Annotated in this window: 11 protein-coding genes and 1 pseudogene; 10 read left to right on the top strand and 2 right to left on the bottom strand. The window is 63.7% G+C overall.

Annotation, left to right across the window (positions count from 1 at the left end):
- Positions 1-360: 360 nt before the first annotated feature.
- Positions 361-1,116 (bottom strand): 2OG-Fe(II) oxygenase, encoded by a 756-nt coding sequence (locus BTO32_RS03145; RefSeq protein WP_084206760.1) that lies wholly within the window; start codon positions 1,114-1,116, stop codon positions 361-363.
- Positions 1,117-1,232: 116 nt separating this feature from the next.
- Here BTO32_RS03145 and BTO32_RS03140 point away from each other — a divergent pair, with 116 nt between their 5' ends.
- The 9 genes and pseudogenes from BTO32_RS03140 to BTO32_RS03100 all read left to right on the top strand — a co-directional run bounded on the left by BTO32_RS03140 (position 1,233) and on the right by BTO32_RS03100 (position 13,795).
- On the top strand, positions 1,233-2,150 hold the full coding sequence (locus BTO32_RS03140; RefSeq protein ID WP_076722957.1) for a D-hexose-6-phosphate mutarotase: 918 nt from the start codon (positions 1,233-1,235) through the stop codon (positions 2,148-2,150).
- Positions 2,151-2,167: 17 nt separating this feature from the next.
- The gene (locus BTO32_RS03135; RefSeq protein ID WP_076722956.1) at positions 2,168-2,983 is read left to right on the top strand and encodes a lysophospholipid acyltransferase family protein; all 816 of its coding nucleotides are present in this window, start codon (positions 2,168-2,170) and stop codon (positions 2,981-2,983) included.
- Positions 2,983-3,930 (top strand): SDR family oxidoreductase, encoded by a 948-nt coding sequence (locus tag BTO32_RS03130; RefSeq protein WP_076722955.1) that lies wholly within the window; start codon positions 2,983-2,985, stop codon positions 3,928-3,930. Before BTO32_RS03135 ends, BTO32_RS03130 begins: the two co-directional genes overlap by 1 nt.
- 44 nt (positions 3,931-3,974) lie before the next feature.
- Entirely contained in the window at positions 3,975-6,110 is a 2,136-nt protein-coding gene (gene prsK / locus BTO32_RS03125; RefSeq protein WP_076722954.1) for an XrtA/PEP-CTERM system histidine kinase PrsK, read from the top strand.
- Positions 6,111-6,248: 138 nt separating this feature from the next.
- The gene (prsR, locus tag BTO32_RS03120) at positions 6,249-7,616 is read left to right on the top strand and encodes a PEP-CTERM-box response regulator transcription factor (RefSeq protein ID WP_076722953.1); all 1,368 of its coding nucleotides are present in this window, start codon (positions 6,249-6,251) and stop codon (positions 7,614-7,616) included.
- 42 nt (positions 7,617-7,658) lie between these two features.
- Positions 7,659-10,097 carry a tetratricopeptide repeat protein gene (locus tag BTO32_RS03115; protein WP_076722952.1) on the top strand — a complete coding sequence of 813 codons (2,439 nt, stop codon included), beginning with the start codon at positions 7,659-7,661 and terminating at the stop codon, positions 10,095-10,097.
- Between the two features lie 20 nt (positions 10,098-10,117).
- Positions 10,118-11,524 carry an archaeosortase/exosortase family protein gene (locus tag BTO32_RS03110; protein ID WP_076722951.1) on the top strand — a complete coding sequence of 469 codons (1,407 nt, stop codon included), beginning with the start codon at positions 10,118-10,120 and terminating at the stop codon, positions 11,522-11,524.
- 593 nt (positions 11,525-12,117) lie between these two features.
- Positions 12,118-12,201: pseudogene (locus BTO32_RS18270) on the top strand (PEP-CTERM sorting domain-containing protein); the annotation flags it as partial.
- 112 nt (positions 12,202-12,313) lie between these two features.
- A complete protein-coding gene (locus BTO32_RS03100) occupies positions 12,314-13,795 on the top strand; it encodes an oligosaccharide flippase family protein (RefSeq protein ID WP_076722949.1) in 1,482 nt (493 codons plus the stop codon).
- Here BTO32_RS03100 and BTO32_RS03095 read toward each other — a convergent pair.
- Positions 13,790-16,099: an FG-GAP repeat domain-containing protein gene (locus BTO32_RS03095; RefSeq protein ID WP_175618623.1), complete on the bottom strand. Its 2,310-nt coding sequence runs from the start codon at positions 16,097-16,099 to the stop codon at positions 13,790-13,792. The genes BTO32_RS03100 and BTO32_RS03095 overlap by 6 nt on opposite strands.
- A 243-nt stretch (positions 16,100-16,342) precedes the next feature.
- On the opposite strand from BTO32_RS03095, the gene BTO32_RS03090 reads away from it, so the two are divergent.
- Positions 16,343-17,245 carry a glycosyltransferase family 2 protein gene (locus BTO32_RS03090; protein ID WP_076722947.1) on the top strand — a complete coding sequence of 301 codons (903 nt, stop codon included), beginning with the start codon at positions 16,343-16,345 and terminating at the stop codon, positions 17,243-17,245.
- Positions 17,246-17,255 lie beyond the last annotated feature (10 nt).

The following is a 17,255-nucleotide window of genomic DNA, read 5'->3' as shown; positions in this document are numbered from 1 at the left end:
GGATCGGTTACGGGTACGCCCATGTGTCCACCCTCCCTGGCGTCACTGTCTACAGTCGTCGATCATGGAGATGGAGATGCACATGCACACTACGGCACTGACAACATCGGTTTGGGCCGGTGAACCCGCCCTTCGGCCTTCTGTACATATGGAAATGGAGGATGTGGGCCGGCTTCAAGCCGGGTATGGCGAAATACATCCAACGTACCTCGCCACCATGGGCACCCACGGGCAATGCAGTTGCCTGAAGCATGATTTCAATCCTTGAAGTCGGGGGAGAGTCTCGCCGGCTCATCCTGAGTCGGGACGATTATAATTCCCGGAAGTGGAAATGTGAAACGGCTGGCCACCGAAGGCCAATCACGGGGACAGTGGCAGCGGCACCTCGTCCTGCCGGAACCAGCAGGCTAGGCTGTAGCGGGTGCGGGCGGCCGGCAACACCTCGTGCGGAATTTCCTCGCTCAGGAACAACACCAAAGTACCGAACTCCGGCAATACTTCGGCGCATACCCGGGTGTCGTCGTCCCGGCTGAATACCCGCAGGGCGCCACCGTCCTCGGGGCGCCAGCCGTCGTTGAAATACAGCACCAGACTGACCACCCGGGATGCCCGGCCGCGGAAGCTGTCCAGGTGGCGCTTGTAGAAGTCGCCGGCATGGTAGGTTGCGTAGTGGCTTTCGAAACGTTTCAGGCCCAGGAACAGCTGCCGGTTGAGGCCAGTTCGCAGAGCTTCCAGAAAGCCGAACAGCTCGGTCTGAGGCGGCGTGATTCCCTGCAGCCAGCTGATCCGGTCACGGCGGATCGACCGGTCGCGTATCCGGTCCGCCCCCCGACCGACGCCAGCCGCCTGCATGGCATCGGTGCGATCCAGTATGCGGATTTCCTCCCGCAGTGCTTCCAGCAGTGGCCGGGACAGGCAATCACAGGCATCCAGGGCCAACCAGCCCTGCTCCGCCAGGGCGCCGGCGACGCCATCGAGCCATGCCTCGGTCAGGGTCCAGCAGGGCCGTTCCGGAGCGCTTTCCAGCCCCAGGGCGGCACCGGTGGTTCCATCCATCGGCTCCCGACCGGCCTGCAACCGGGGGCGACCGATGGGGGTTATCACTGAGTCGTTCATCGCCTGTTCTCCCCCATCACGGGTGCTATTTTAGATGGAAACCTCGCGGCCCCGGCACTTTTAATTTACGCTCATGATAAGCACATACCCCTAAAAAACGGTACGAAACCGACGCCATGTCCGAAAGCAGTCACCGTCCCTCCCGGCCCCTGGCCCCCGGACAATGGGCCTTCACCCGCTGGATCACCCTGGGCCGGTTGGAAGCCCTGGAAATCCGCCACCCGCTGTTCAACGCCACCCTGACTCTCCAGGGCGCGCACTTGGTGCAGTTTCAGCCCACCGACGAAGCTCAATGGCTGTGGCTGAGTCCGGCCGCCCGGTTCGAACCGGGCGTGGCAATTCGCGGCGGTATACCGCTGTGCTGGCCCTGGTTCGGCGTGCCCGAACGGAACCCGCCGGAAGTGCGCAAGCGCATCCACACGGAGCAGCCCCATGGCTTTGCCCGCACCGCGCTCTGGCGTCTGGAGGATGTCCGGGAAAATGCCCACGAGGTGGAAATCAGCCTGGCCCTCGACGGCAACGATGATTTCGCGGATCTCTGGAGCGGGCATGCCCTGGCACTGATCACCTTTCATTTTTCCGTGCGCGGCTGCCGGCTGGCGCTGACCACCACCAACCTGGGCGCCGAACCACTCGCCCTCAGCCAGGCGCTGCACACCTACCTGCCCACCCCCGACCTGATCCGAACACGGGTCCTGGGGCTTGGCTACAGCAGCTACATCGACACTCTGGACAACTGGGCGTACACATTTCAGGAGGGTCCGGTCTATTTTTCCGGCGAGACCGACCGGATCTACGAAAGCGGCGAGCCGCTGACCGTCGTTACGCCCGCGGGCAGCCGCAAGCTCACCCCGGTCGGCAGCGACTCCACGGTGGTCTGGAACCCGGGCCCGGACAAAGCGGCCCGGCTGTCGGATTTCCCCGCCACGGAATGGCCCAGGATGCTGTGCGTCGAAACGGCCAATGCGGCGAGCGACTACCGAGTGCTTAATACCGGGCAAAGCCACACCCTCGGCGTGCTGATCGGGCGATAACACCTCAAGGAGAGACAATGGGCCTGGCGACCATCCTGAAACGCAAACTGATCCCGGCGGAGATCGACGAACACATCAACCGAATTCAGAAACCCATCGGCTCCCTCGGGTACGACCCCTGGGGCTACAACAACGAGGCGATCAAGTACGGATTCTGGCTGACCCGCCTGATCTATGAGAAATACTTCCGTGTCGAGGCCCACGGCGTTGAGCAGGTGCCCGCCGAGGGCCCCGTCCTGATCATCGCCAACCACAGCGGGCAACTGCCCCTGGACGGGTTGCTGATCGGCTACGCCCTGGCCTCGCGGCAGGAACCCCCCCGTATTCCCCGGGCCATGATTGAGCGGTTCTTTCCTACCGTGCCTTGGATCGGCAATTTGCTCAACGAAATGGGTGCGGTGCTGGGGGACCCGGTGAACTGTGCCAAGATGCTGGCCAATGGCGAGGCGGTCATTGTGTTCCCGGAAGGGGTCCGGGGCTCCGGCAAACTGTACCGCAACCGCTATCAGCTGAAGCGGTTTGGTAACGGTTTCATGCACTTGGCGATGAAATACCGGGCCCCTATCGTGCCGGTCGGCGTGGTCGGCTGCGAGGAAACCATACCGGCCATTGCCAACATCAAGCCGCTGGCCCGAATGCTTGGCATTCCCTACGCGCCTGTGGCCATGCCGGTGGTCCTGCCGGCGAAAGTCCACCTCAATTTCGGGCCGCCGATGTATTTCGACGACCTCGACATTCCCGAGGAGCAGGTCACCGAACGGGTGGAACAGGTCAAGGCCGAAATCAGCCGCCTGATCGACAAGGGACTCAGCGAAAGGAAAACTCTGTTCTAATGGCCAAGCAAAAGCGCCCCCAAATTCTCGTTACCGGCGCCGCTGGCGCCCTCGCCCAGCAGGTGATCCAACGCCTGCGCGACCATTGCGACCTGGTGGCGGTGGACTTCCGGGAACAGGTCTACCTCGGCGATGACATCCCCAGCTATCGCATCGATTTCACCAAGCGGGTGTTTGAGGACTTGTTTCGTCGCTATCAGTTCGACGGCGTCATCCACCTCGGCCGCATCCAGTCCAGCCAGCTGACCCGGATGCGGCGATACAACGCCAACGTTCTGGGTACCCAAAAGCTGCTCGACCTGAGCCACAAGTACGGCATCCAGCGGGTGGTGGTGCTGTCGACCTATCACGTATACGGCGCCGTCGCCTATAACCCAGCGCTGATCGACGAATCCGCTCCCCTGAAGGCCGCCGGCCTGAGTTCGGACCTGGTGGATTCGGTGGAACTGGAGAATCTCGCCAACATCTACCTCTGGCGTTACCCCGATCTCAACATCACCATCCTGCGGCCCTGCAACATCGTGGGCCCCGGCGTCCGCAACAGCATCGGCACGCTGCTGGCGAGCGAACGGGCCCCGGTGCTGGCGGGCTTTTCGCCCATGATGCAGTTTATCCATATCGACGATATGGCCGACGCCATTGTGCTGGCCTACAAGAAACCGGTGCGCGGCGTGTTCAACGTGGCCCCCGACGACTGGGTGGCCTATCAGCAGGCACTCAAGCTCTGCGGCTGCACCCGGATCCCCATTCCCTCGGTGCCACCGGTGGTACCGCGCCTGCTGCTGAAAGCGCTGCGCCTGAAGAGCTTTCCATCGTACCTGATCGCGTTTTTCAAGTATCCTGTCATTATTGATGGCAGGGCGTTCAGCCGGGAATTCGGCTTCCGCCCCCAACGACCGCTTCGGGAGATTTTCCACTTTTACCGGGAAAACAAGAAGCCGGTGTAGCCCTCTGCGGCCAGGGATGCGGACCGCGTGGCAGGAAGCGAGCGATGCTTAGTGATTTCAGCCTGATCAGCCACGGGGTAGCCGCGCTCACCTTCACCCTGCTTGCCGTTCTGGTGGCGGTTCGCTACATGCGGCGGGACGTGGACCAGACCCTGGCGCTGTCCGCTCTGGTATCGGCCCTTTGGGCCGGCGCACTGGTCAGCCAGAGCCTGTGGGGGTTGCCCGATTTCCTCATCCGCTACCTGCTGGAGTTGCTGCGGGACGCCAGCTGGATCGCCCTGCTGCTCGCGATGCTCCGGGACATTTCCCAGCGCGCCACCCTCCACGACGACATGAAACGGGTCCTCAGCGCCGCCACCCTGTTACTGGTGGTGCTTCTGCTGGGCTTTGGCTCCCTCGAGTTCGTGTTCGAATGGACACCGCTCAGCGGTAAGACCAAGATTCTCGGCCAAATCGCGCTGTCGCTGCTGGGGCTCTCCCTGATCGAGCAGATCTGGCGCAACGCCTCTGGGCTGGGCCGTTCCAGCATCAAGTATCTGTGCATCGCCGTCGGCACCATCTTCGCGTTCGACTTCTTCATGTACGCCGATGCCCTGCTGTTCGGCCAACTGGCGGAGTCCTTCTGGAACGCCCGCGGTCTGGTCAATGCGATGATGGTTCCGTTGCTGGCCATCAACGTGGTCAACACCCGTAAGCAACCTATTGATTTCCAGCTCTCCCGTTCCGCTGTCTTCCACGCCGGCACGCTGATTTTCGCCGGTGGCTACCTCCTGCTTCTGGCCGTCGGCGGCTACTACGTCAAGGCGCTCGGGGGCGACTGGGGAGGCGCCCTGCGGGTTCTGTTCCTGACCATCGCCCTGGCGTTCCTGATCACGCTGCTGTTATCCCGCCGGCTCCGGGCCCGCCTCATGGTCCTGATCAGCCAGAACTTCTTCGACTACAAGTACGACTACCGGGAGGAGTGGCTGAAAATGACCCGGGAACTGGCCAACGTGGGCGACAATCCGCCGCTGCCGACCCGGGTGATCCGTATCCTCTCGGGGCTGGTGGAAAGCAACGCCGGTGCCCTTTGGATCCGGGATGAGCAGGGTGACTACCAGATGAAGACAGCGGTCAACCTGTCGATGCCGAGACACACCGCCATCGACGGTGACGCCGAGCTGATCCGGTTTCTGGAAGACCGGGAATGGGTGGTGGATCTGCGGGAATACCGGGCGGACCCGATCACCTACAACCTGCTGGAAATCCCCGAACCGATCATGAAAACGCCCGACGCCTGGCTGATCATCCCCCTGTATCTGGGCAACGAGCTGTACGGCATCGCGCTGGTGGGAACGCCCTACGCCAAGGTGGAATTGAACTGGGAAAACTACGACCTGATCAAAGTGGTGGCGCGGCAGGCCTGCAACCTGCTGGCACAGGCAGACGCCCAGCACCGGCTGTCGCGGGCCATGCAGTTCGAGGCGGTGAACAAGGCCTCGGCATTCATGGTGCATGACCTGAAAACCGTGATCGCGCAGCTGTCCCTGCTGGTACGCAACGCCGACAAACACCGCCACAACCCTGCCTTCATCGACGACATGATCAACACCACCGAGCACGCGGTGCGCAAGATGTCCAATCTGGTCGACCACATCCGCAAGCCCACCGGCGACGAGGAAGCGACGCTCACCGAGGTGGATCTGGGCGCCCTGACGGTGGAGCTGGCGGAGGCCTACCGACACCAGAAACCGGCGCCCCGTCTGGTCGGCGAACCGCCCAGAGCCATCGTGCGGGCGCATCCGGAGCAACTGCGCGGTGTCCTCGGGCACCTGATCCAAAATGCCCAGGATGCCACGCCGCCGGATGGGGAAATCACCCTGAACCTGAAAATCGCCACCGGCAACGTCGTGCTGTTCATCCAGGATACCGGCGTCGGCATGACGGACGAGTTCATCCGGACCTCTCTGTTCAAGCCATTCGAAAGCACCAAGGGATTGACCGGCATGGGCATCGGCGCCTACCAGGCACGGGAGTACATCAAACAACTGGGCGGCACCATCGATGTCACCAGCGAACGGGGCGTCGGTTCCTGTTTCTCGGTGCGCATTCCGCTGGCCCATACGCTGGAAACCGGCGCAGAGGCATCCGATGGCCAGACGGTTTTCCATGAGGGAAACCGACAGGAGGGCGTCGGTTAATTGACACTCTGGCACATAATTCAATACCAGCATTGCAAAGTGTCAATCTTCAGTTAAGAATCAATCATAGGCGCCTTTCGAAACCTCCGCGTTTCCCCAAATAAAAAGGCCTCCAGTAGCAAGGGACTTGTTGTCGTTGTGACCAGAAGACTCCTAATCGTAGAGGACGACCCCGGACTGCAGAGCCAGATGCGGTGGTGCTTCAGCGAGGACCTCGAAGTCAACGTGGCTTCCGATCGCGATACCGCGATCGCCGCGCTGCGCCGGACCGAGCCTCAGGTGGTCACGCTGGACCTGGGGTTGCCACCGGATCCCGGTGGTGCGACGGAGGGCTTCGGCCTGCTTGAAGAGATCCTGCATCTCGCGCCGCAGACCAAGGTCATCGTGGTGACCGGCCGGGAAGACAAGGAAAACGCCGTCAAGGCCATAGGCATGGGCGCCTGCGACTTCTACCAGAAGCCCCTGGATGCGGACATCCTGACCTTCGTCGTCAACCGGGCGTTCCGGATCGCCGAACTGGAACAGGAAAACCACTACCTCTCGCAGCAGCCGAACGGCACCAACATCAAGGGCATCGTCGCCGCCAGCCCACAGATGCTGTCCATCTGCCGGACCCTGGAAAAAATCGCCCCCACCGACGTCACCACCCTGATCACCGGCGAAACCGGCACCGGCAAGGAGCTGCTGGCGCGAGCGCTGCATGACCTCAGCCCCCGGGCCGGCAAACCCTTCGCCGCCATCAACTGTGCCGCCATTCCCGAGAACCTGCTGGAAAGCGAACTGTTCGGCTTCGAGAAAGGCGCGTTCACCGGCGCCACCCAAGGCAAAAAGGGGAAAATCGAGCACGCCAACGGCGGCACCCTGTTTCTCGATGAAATCGGCGACATGCCCATGCCGTTGCAGGCCAAGCTTCTGCGCTTCCTGCAGGAACGGGTGGTCGACAGGGTGGGTTCCGTCAACCCCATACCCGTCGATGTCCGGGTGGTCTGCGCCACCCACCGAGACGTCCGCCAACTGATCGCCGACGGCCTGTTCCGGGAAGATCTGTACTACCGGATCAGTGAAATCACCCTGGAGGTGCCGGCGCTCCGGGAGCGCGACGGCGATGCCCTGGTCATCGCCCAGTCGCTCCTGAAAAACCTGGGCAAGCAGGTGGAGCGCCCCAACCTGAGTTTTTCCGAGGACGCCATCAGCGCCATTGGCCGCTATGAGTGGCCCGGCAACGTCCGGGAGATGATCAACAAGGTCAAACGCGCGACCATCATGGCCGACGGCAAGCGCGTCAGCGCCCGGGATCTGGAACTGGACACGCCGGCGTCCGACTCCGGCCATCACCTCAATCTCCGGCAAGTCCGGGAGCAGGCGGAACGGCAGGCCATCGAAACCGCCCTGCAGACCTCAGCCTATAACATGGCCCAGGCAGCCCGCCTCTTGGGCATCACCCGCCCCACCCTCTACAACCTGACCGACAAATACCGGATCCGGACGACCTCCGACGCCTCTTAGCTACAGGGACTGGAACCGGATCCGCCAAGGAGTGACGACGCCATGCATAGCCCCCGAACCCACCGCCCCGGACGGGCCACCCTGCTGGCGGCCATGCTGGTATTGCCGCTGCTGACCGCCTGCGGCAAGCAGGACGCCAGCCCCGACGCCGCCTCGCATATGGAGCGGGCAGCCACCTACGTCGCACAGGGACAGTACCGCTCGGCCATTCTGGAAACCCGGAACGCCATTCAGCTGGAACCGGCCAGCCTGTCCCACCGGCTGACCCTGGTTGATCTCTACATGGACATCGGTGCCGCCAAACAAGCCGCGACCCTGCTTGAACAGGTCCGCGGCGACCATCCCCACGACACCGCCCTGCCCCTGGCCAGGGCCTACCTGCGCCTGCGCAAACATGTATCCGCCCGGGAAACCATGGCGGGCTTCCAGCCCTCGACGCCGGAGGAGCGCCTCGAAGCAGACCTGATCGAAGGCGAAATCCTGAGGCAGTCCGGCCGGCCCGATGAAGCGGAAGCCCGATTTGCCCCCCTGGTCACCGCTCACCCGGCGAACCCCGAGGCGATGGAGGGGCTGCTCAAGTCACGCCTGGACCTGCGCCAGAACGCTCGGGTCATCGATACCGCCAACGACTGGCTGGCCACCCATCCGGCCAACCCCGGCATCCTGTATCTCAAGGGCATTGCCCTGTACCGGAGCAACCAGCTGGAAGCGGCTACCGAATCCCTGACCGAAGCCGTAACCGCCATTCCCGACGCCGACGTGCTGTTGCCGGTCCGGCGTCAGGTGCTGCTGGCCCTGTCCAAGGTCCTGACCGAACAGGGCCGGATCAGCGAAGCCCAGGTGTACAACCAGCTGCTGGCCGAGAATGCCGACTCGGAGGTGGACGAACAGGTCCGCTCGGCGATCACCGCCATTGAAGAGAACCGCCTGGACGATGCCAAGACCATTCTCCAGGATGTTCTCAAGCTCAACCCGGAGAACAGTCGCATCGGGCTGCTGCTGGGCACGGTGGAGGCAGGAACCGGGGACACCGAGGAAAGTGCCCGGTTGCTCGACACCTACCTGGACCCGGAAACCAGCCCAACGCCGTTCATCCAGGCAGCCACCGCGGCACAAGTAGACCTGGGCCAACGGGAAAAAGCCTACGGGATCCTGGCGCGGGCACTGCAGGCCCGCCCCAACGACAACGACTTGCTTGCCATGCATGGGGTGCTGGCTCTGAGCATGGCCGAACACCGGCAGGAGGGTCTGGCCAGCCTGAGCAAGGCCATTGCCAATGAGCCGGAGCGCGTCCGCCTGCGACTCGCCCTAGCCCGCTATTACCTTTCGCAGCAACAGACCCAGCAGGCTCTGGGCCAGCTGCGCATGGCCTTCACCACCAACCCGGCAGAATGGGCCGCAACCGGCCTGTATCTGAAGCTTCTGCTGGCGAACCATGAGGACCAGGAAGCCGGTGAGATTCGCGACTCGCTCCTGAACGGCTATGGCAATCAGCCCGAAGCGGTCATCCTGGCCAGCATGGCCGATCTCCAGCTAGGCGAGGCCGACCGGGCCCAGGCACGCCTGGAACAACTGGTTGCCGACCACCCCGACAATGACGCCGCCCGACAGGCTCTGGCCGCTCTCTATACCCGGCGCGGACTTGGCGCCGAGGCGGAACAGGCGTACTTGGCCCTGGCCCGGCAAGCGCCCCGGTCACCCCAGGCAGCGGGCTACCTCCAGCGTGCCGCCCAGGCCCACCGGCTGGTGGCGCCGGACACACCGGTGCGCGACTGGCTGGGCGAACTGGGACGCAGCCACCCGGAACTGAGGGACAGCACCGACGCCCTGCGCATCCTGGCCAGTGTCCGGCAGGGCCAACTGGAAAGTGCCCGCCGGGAACTGTCGGAACACATGGGCAACGAGTCGCCCCTTTACCGGCACGTGGAAGGGCAACTGCTGATGGCGGAATCCCAACAGGCCGGACGTGACCGGAACTGGCAGACTGCCTTGGCCAAGGCCGCCGAGGCCCGGGCCCTGGCGCCGGACAACCGGACCTACGCCCTGCTGGAAGTTCAGCTCCTCGGGCAACAGGGCCGGATCCCGGAAGCGCTGAGTGCCCTGGACGCCCTGGAGTCCACCCTGGGCCGGCAGCCGGACACCCTGCTGGCCCGGGGCACCTGGCTGCTGCAAAGTGGCGAGGAGGACGCGGCGGCGCAGCAGTACCAGGCCGTGCTGGAGCAGGCACCGGACCACGTCGTCGCGCTGAACAACCTCGCCTGGATTCTGCGTGAGCGTAACGCCGAAAGAGCCCTGGAACTGGCCGGCCGTGCCGCCGAACTGGCGCCGGACAACGCCGACGTGCTCGACACCTATGCCTGGATACTGCACCTGTCCGGTGACCACGCCCAGGCGGACCATATCATCGAGAGGGCCTTCGCCCTGGCGCCGGACAACGACCAGATCAAGTCCCACCGCAGCCGCATCAAACAGCAGCTGTGAACACCACGGGCACAGCGTCCATGCGACTGCACTGGCAGATGCCGGCCTCCTGGTGGTACGCCCTGGTCACCGTGCTTGGCGTACTGCTGTTCCTGCCCACCTGGACCCGGCTGGCGTCGATCTGGCTGGCATGGGAACAGGTCATGGCCCACGGTCTGCCCACTGCCTTGATCTACCTCTACCTGCTGTTCCGCCATCCTCCCCGACTGCCCGCCGGCGAACCGGCCGGACGCCGGTTCCACCCCGTCGGGGCCGCCCTGCTGGTTATCCTGACCCTTGCTTGGTCCATTTTCGAGAGCGTCCGCATCGACACTCTGAGCTATCTGTGCCTGCCCACGGGCATGGTGCTGATCGCCTGGACTCTGCTGGGCGCACGGGCCGCCCTCGCGTTCCTGCCCCACGCCCTGCTGCTGGGGCTGTCGATCCCGATCTGGAGCGACCTGATCCCCGCTCTCGTGGCCCTCGCATCGGTGGTGGTCGGCCACCTGGTCAGCAGCGTCGGGATGACCGCCCTGATCGAGGGCAACCACATCACCCTGCCTTATGGTCGCCTGGTCATCGCCGACGGCTGCTCGGGCATTGGTTACCTGGCGATCTCCCTGCTGCTGGGCGCGGTGTTGTCGATCCTCAACGACTTTCGCTGGAAGGGCTGGGCCGTGACCCTGACGCTGGCCACCACCATCGCCCTAGTGGTGAACTGGGTGCGCATCGTCGTGCTTGTGGCCGTCGCCTACACCACCGACATGGACAGCCCCCTGGTCCGGGACCACGAACTGTTCGGCTGGCTGCTCTATGGCTTGGCGGTGGTGCCGGCGATCTATTTTTCCCCGGTCCGAAAACGCATCCACAGGCCCGGGCACGCAGCCGGTACGGTGTCCCTGACCTCGCTGATTCCGGTGCTGGTCTGCCTGATGGCCAGCCAGGGCGCCCTGCATATGGCACGGTCCGGCGCCAGCGACCTGGCCCCGGACGAGGCCCTGCCCACAGGCCTGGAAGCGATGGCTGCACCGCCGCCCATGGTACCGGCGCTTCCCCCGCACTTCACAAGCCGCTACGCCCGCGTCTCCGACAGCGCCGTTTTCGCGGTGGTGTCCCGCTACCGGCGGCCTTCGCCAGACGCGAAAATCGTGCCCTACCTGTCAAACGACCTGTTCGACGCCCGTTGGTACCGGGAGGGGGAGGCCACCCATGGCCTGACCACCTGGCGTTCCCTGAGCACCGGCCAGCGGGTGCTTGTCAAAAACCTTTACACCGTCGGCCAGTACACCAGCGACAACTACCGGACCGCCAAACTGCTTCAGATACCCGCCATATTTCAGGGAGATACCCGGTTCCGAATGGTCACACTCCTGGCGCCCTGTGACTACGCGTCCTGCCGAGCGGCGGCGGACCGCCTGCAGGCGGCGGCGCGGGCACTGGGCGACTGATCCCCCCCCCTCCCGGCCTGTCGAATATTTTTACACTCACGCCGCCGACAGCCTCAATAAATGGTCTCACTTCATTGTTTTAAATGGTATTTTCAAAACTGGCCCGCCCCTTGCTCCAATCCAGTTGCACCACAACAGACACACGAAAGGAAGGTGGCAATATGAAACAGCTTGTTGGAGGAATCGTTGCTGGGGCGGTCATGACCTTGTCCGCTGCTGCCAACGCGGGTGTAATCACCGACACGGTCTACCAGAACGTCAAGGTGGGGTACCTGGGTTCCCATACCTACACCCACGATATCAACGATGATGGCTTCACCCTGGGGACAGCCGTCAGCGGCACGCTCGCGATCGACATCTGGGATGACAAAGACTGGTTCGAACCGCTGCCGGAATCCATCCTCTTCACCATTGAGGACTTCGATTTCGACACGGGTTATTTCCAGTTCGGAACCGCGGACTTTTTCAACGACCTTGGCGTCAAGGCGATCGGCGCCCTGAACGCGGATGGTTATCTGGATGTGACCATCAGCTCCACGCTGCCGACCCTGGGCGACTTCTACGTCGGCAAATCCGTGCTTACGGTCGTAACCGAAGCCGTGCCGGAACCCGGCACCCTGGCCCTGCTGGGACTGGGATTGGTTGGCCTGGGTGTGGCCCGTCGGCGCAAAGCCTGAACCCACCCCTCGCACAGAGGATGAAAAAGCCAGCGACTGCTGGCTTTTTCTGCTTTAATGGCAGAAACCTTTCATTAGCCACGCCGATCAACCCTCCGAGCTTGTCTGGCCGATGTCCGTCAGCCTGAAAGTCATCAAAAGCGCCCTTCTGCTGCTCAGCACCCAGCTGATCCAGCGCGGCCTCGGCATTGTCAGCACGCTGATTCTGGCCCGGCTGCTCACCCCGGACGACTTTGGCGTGATCGCCCTGATCACCATCCTGCTGCAGCTGTTCGAGCTGCTGGTGGAAACTGGAAACCAGCAGTACATCGTGCAAAAGGACGCCGTGGACGACCTGGACCTCAACACCGCCTGGTCCATGGATATCCTGATCAAAACCAGTCTCGCCGTGATCGTGGTGCTGCTGTCGCCAGCCTTCGCGGCCTTTTTCGAGGAACCGGACCTGGCGCTGGCGGTGTCGGTGGCGGCACTGGCGCTGCCGATCCGGGCACTGAGGAACCCGGGGCTGATGCGGCTGGCCCGGGATCTTAACTATCGCCCCCTGTTTCGGCTTACCGTCTGGCAGAAGCTGCTGTCGTTCTGCGCGGTGATTGGGTTCGCCCTGTTCCAGGCCAGCTACTGGGCCATCGTTCTGGGCAATCTGGTCTCGGCCACGGTACTGGCGGCCGGCTCCTACCTCCTGCACCGGCATCGCCCCGCCTTCACCCTGGCCCGACTCCGGGAGCAATGGGGGTTTTCACAATGGCTGCTGCTGCGTGGACTGGTGGGGTTCACCCGCTCTCAGGTCGACAACCTGCTGGTATCCCGCTTCTTCGGCACCCAGGCTCTGGGGGGGTACAACCTGGTCCGGGAAGTCAGCCTCCTACCGGCGCTGTCGATCCTCATCCCCATGAGCGAGCCGTTGCTGGCCGCCACGGCCCAGGTCAAGCACCGGCAGGCCCAACTGGCCTATCGGGTTCGCCTGAGCAGCGCCCTGATGATCACCCTGCTGGTTCCCATTACGGTGTTCCTGATGCTGTTCCCCACCCTGACGGTGGAGGTGCTGCTCGGGCCGCAATGGCGTGACTACGCCGACCTGCTCCGGCCGTTCGGGCTGTTTTTCTTCACCTTCAGCTTCTTTGCCCTGCTCAGCGACGTGGTCATTGCCCTTGGCAAGGTCAGGGCCCTGTTGCTGTTCGACCTGGTGTCCACCGCAGTCATTCTGTCGCTGCTGCTGGTGCTGGCCACCGGCAGCCTGCCGCAGATGGCTTGGGCCCGGGGCTGGCTGGCGGTGGCAACGACCTGGGTGCTGTTGATGATGATCCGCCGGTGGACCGGATTCGGCCTGGCGCGCCTGGCCTATCTGTCTCTGCCGGCAATGCTGGGAGGCGCCGGGGCCGGCACCCTGACCTGGAGCCTGGCGTTGCCCTGGGCCCCTCCGCTGCTGGAGTTTCTTATCCGGGGCAGCCTGTTTGTTGGGCTTTACGCCGTTCTGCTGCTGGTGGGCGCCCGGCTTCTGCTGGCCGGCCAGGAAGAATGGTGGCAGCTGCGCTCCGTCGTTCGGCAAAGCCTGGGTCGCGGGCCCGCTTCCCGGGAGCCACCCAGCGCCTCATAAGCCCGGATTTTCGTATACCATCACCCGCCGGTGGCCCCATCCGATGGAGGCGATGTCGAGGTCACCGTCCCGGTCCAGATCCGCAAGCACGGCCCCGTCGTGGTGTTCATCGCCCTGATGGATCCGGTGCCCCCGCCAAGCGACGCCCGCGCCGAGGTTCTCGAACCAGACCAACCGGGCATGGCCGGGACTGACGAGATTGTGCTCGCCGACCACCACATCCAGATCCGAGTCTCCATCCAGATCACCCAGGCCAAGACTCATGGGCCCGGTCATCCGGGCAATCGGGTTGCGCCGCCAGGCACCGTTTCCGGCGGGATTGCGGTACCAGACCAGATCGCCGGGGCGGCTGACTGCCTCGAACCCGACCACCACATCGGGCCAGCCATCACCATCCAGGTCGCCGACCTCGTTCCGGTCCGGCTTGCCCGGCGGCTCATCCATCGCCCGAAGATGCCAGGCGTCACCGGTGTTGCGCAGCCAGCGGGTACCGAGCACCACGTCGGGCCGTCCGTCCCGGTCCAGGTCCGCAACACTGAGGTCCTCGCTCTGGGAATGGGGGCTGAAGCGGCCAATCCGCCACGCCCCGGCCCTGCCGGGATCCAGATGCAGCGCGTCCAGACCGGTGCCTTCCTGGTGCCAGGACAGCAGCACTGTCCAGCCGACGCCCCCCGGCAGAACCGCGGCACCCTGGGTGAAATCCCCCTCGTCCGAGGTCGCCACCAGGCGCGGACGCCAGTGCCCGCCCCCCAGATTCTCGGCCAGGAAAAGACGCTGGCCGTGATTGCCCGGGTGCCGGGGGCGGCCCGACAACAGGTCGAAAGCACGGCTCAGCAGGCTCGGGTGCCCATGGTAGGCGTACCAGCCGGTGGCGATGACATCCACATCCCCGTCACCGTCCACGTCGTCGGCGACCACCGCATCCGTGGCCCCTGCGCCCAATGGCTGACGGGGCCAGGGGGCCGCCAGCCGGTGCGGATTCCGGTACCACCAGCCACCGGATATCAGATCCGGGAAGCCGTCGCCATCAAGGTCCCTGGCAAGGAGGCTGGTGGCCTGGCCCGGCCGGTCGTCATCAATGACGTGCCGGGCCCAGTCCTCCTTTGGGGACGTCAGGTTCCTCCAGATCCGGACCGGGTAGGCTTCCTGGTAATTTCGAATCTCCCAGTTGGTGCCGATCAAGTCGACGTCGAAATCCCCGTCGATATCCACGGCCCGGAGGCTGTGACCCGCATCGTGGGACAGGATGTCTTCCCGCCAGCCTCCCGGCTCGTTCCAGTACACCGAAACCGGGTTGTCGCCCTCGCCCTGGTTCATTTCCGCCGTCAGGACATCCATGTCGCCGTCGCCGTCGGCATCGGCCGCCGCCACGAAGTGGTGGACGGATTCGACCCCTTGTGCCACCACTTGCTTGCGCCAGCCATCTCCGGAAGGACCGGGATTGATCAACCAGGCAATGTCATAGTGCTCGCCCGCTTCTTCCGCCGGCGACAGCAGAATATCCCGGTAACCATCCTGGTTAAGATCGGCGGTACTGATAAAGGTGTCGTCCCACTGCCACAGCGGCTCGCCCCCGGCACCCAGGGTGTAGTGAATCGGCAGCCAAGGCTGGTGCAGCACATCGGCCCCCGGGCTTGCCAACCAGACACCGTTGACAACGATGTCCGGCGCCCGGTCGTTATTCATGTCCACCACCACCAAGCCTTCGCCGTGGGGAACCGGCAGATCCCGGGACTGCCAGGCTCCGTCGCCATCGCGTTGGAATACCCGCACGAAATTGCCGTTGGCGTAACCAAACAGAGACTGGTTCCGCACCACCAGCTCCGGCTGCCCGTCGCCATCCAAGTCCGCCACTTCGACATCATGGAACTTGGCGGGGTCCACCAAGTGCGGGGTCCAGTCGCCATTTTCCAGCCAGACCAGCCCCTGATCGGTGACCGCAACAATGTCATTGCGGCCGTCGGCGTTGAGGTCCGCCACTTCCATTTCCGTCCGAATACTGAAGTGCTCGCTGACAAGGTGCCGTTGCCAGCCGGGATTCTCGTACCACACCAGCTCCCCGACCCGGTCCTTGCCCGGCTCGAACCCCAGCTTGCGCAGCCCCCGTTCAAACAGTGTCAGGTAGCGGGGGCGGTGACCACCGATGACGATATCGATCAGACCATCGCCGTTGATGTCACCCACCGCCTTGCCCCAGGGAGCGTTGGGGCCTTCAGGGTCTATGACCTCTTCGCGAAAGGGCGCGCCGCCGGAGGCTGCCTCCGCCCCCTGCCCCGGATCGTCCCCGCAACCCGGCAGCGTCAACAGGCAACACAGCCCAACCCCGAACACCAGGGTTCGCGCACTCCGTGACTTCGGGTGCCGCCTGCAATCTCCTCCATAACCCATTGATAGATCCATGGTTTCAGTGTCCCCTGGCCGTCCAGCCCTGTGTCAGAGGGGACAAAAACGGCCCCCTACCGTCCTTTTTCACTATACATTTTGTTACAAAAGTGTACTAATATTAACAAACAAGTAAGACGGCATTTTTCGGCGAAGGAAAGCGCAATGAGTCAGCAGTACGACCTGGCCACGCCGGTTGCAATCGGACTGCCCGTATACAACGGAGAGCGATATTTGGCCGGGACCCTGGCTTCGGTTCTGAACCAGACCTACCCCCATTTTTCCCTCTTCATTGCCGACAACGCCTCCACGGACGGCACCGAGGACATCTGCCGGCGGTTTGCCCGCGAGGACAAGCGGATCACCTACCTGCGCAACCCGGTCAATCTGGGCGCCGCCCGCAACTACGCCCGCTGCTTCGAGCCGGCCCGGTCGCCGTATTTCCGGTGGCAGAACGCCGACGATCCGATCGAACCGACACTGCTCGAACGATGTGTGGAGGTCCTGGACCAACATCCGGATGTCGTCCTGGCCTATGGCAAGACCCGCATCATCGACGAACACGGCCAGCCGATCGAGGACTACGACGACAACCTGGACCTTCGCGACGAACGTCCCGCCGACCGTTTCATCGAATGTACCCGGCGGATCGGGCTGCAGAACCTCATGTACGGCCTGATCCGCCGGGAGGCACTGGCCCGGACTGCACTGCTGGGCAATTACGTCGCCTCGGACATCAACCTGATCGTGGAGCTCACGCTGTATGGCAAGTTCCATGAAATCCCAGTCCACCTGTTCAACCGCCGCATGCACCCGGAGGCCAGCAGCTGGGAACGCTCCGATGCCGAGCGCCAGCGCAATTTCTGGGATCCACAGAAACGCCGGATGGTCCTCCAGACCTGGCGCAGCATTCTCGAGTTCTACAAGGCGGTCGCCCGCGCGCCCATTCCCTTCAGTGATCAGCGGGTCCTGTTCTTTTACCTCCTCAAGCGGGCCTACTGGTACAAGGAGCCCATGAAGAATGAGTTGGTAGATCTCATCAAGTTCGGGCTTCTGAAACGCCCCTAGCACGCCAAGG

Source organism: Marinobacter lutaoensis (assembly GCF_001981305.1).
GTDB lineage: Bacteria > Pseudomonadota > Gammaproteobacteria > Pseudomonadales > Oleiphilaceae > Marinobacter > Marinobacter lutaoensis.
Note: the sequence above shows the minus strand (reverse complement) of the source record. Positions and strands in the feature narration are given on the sequence as shown.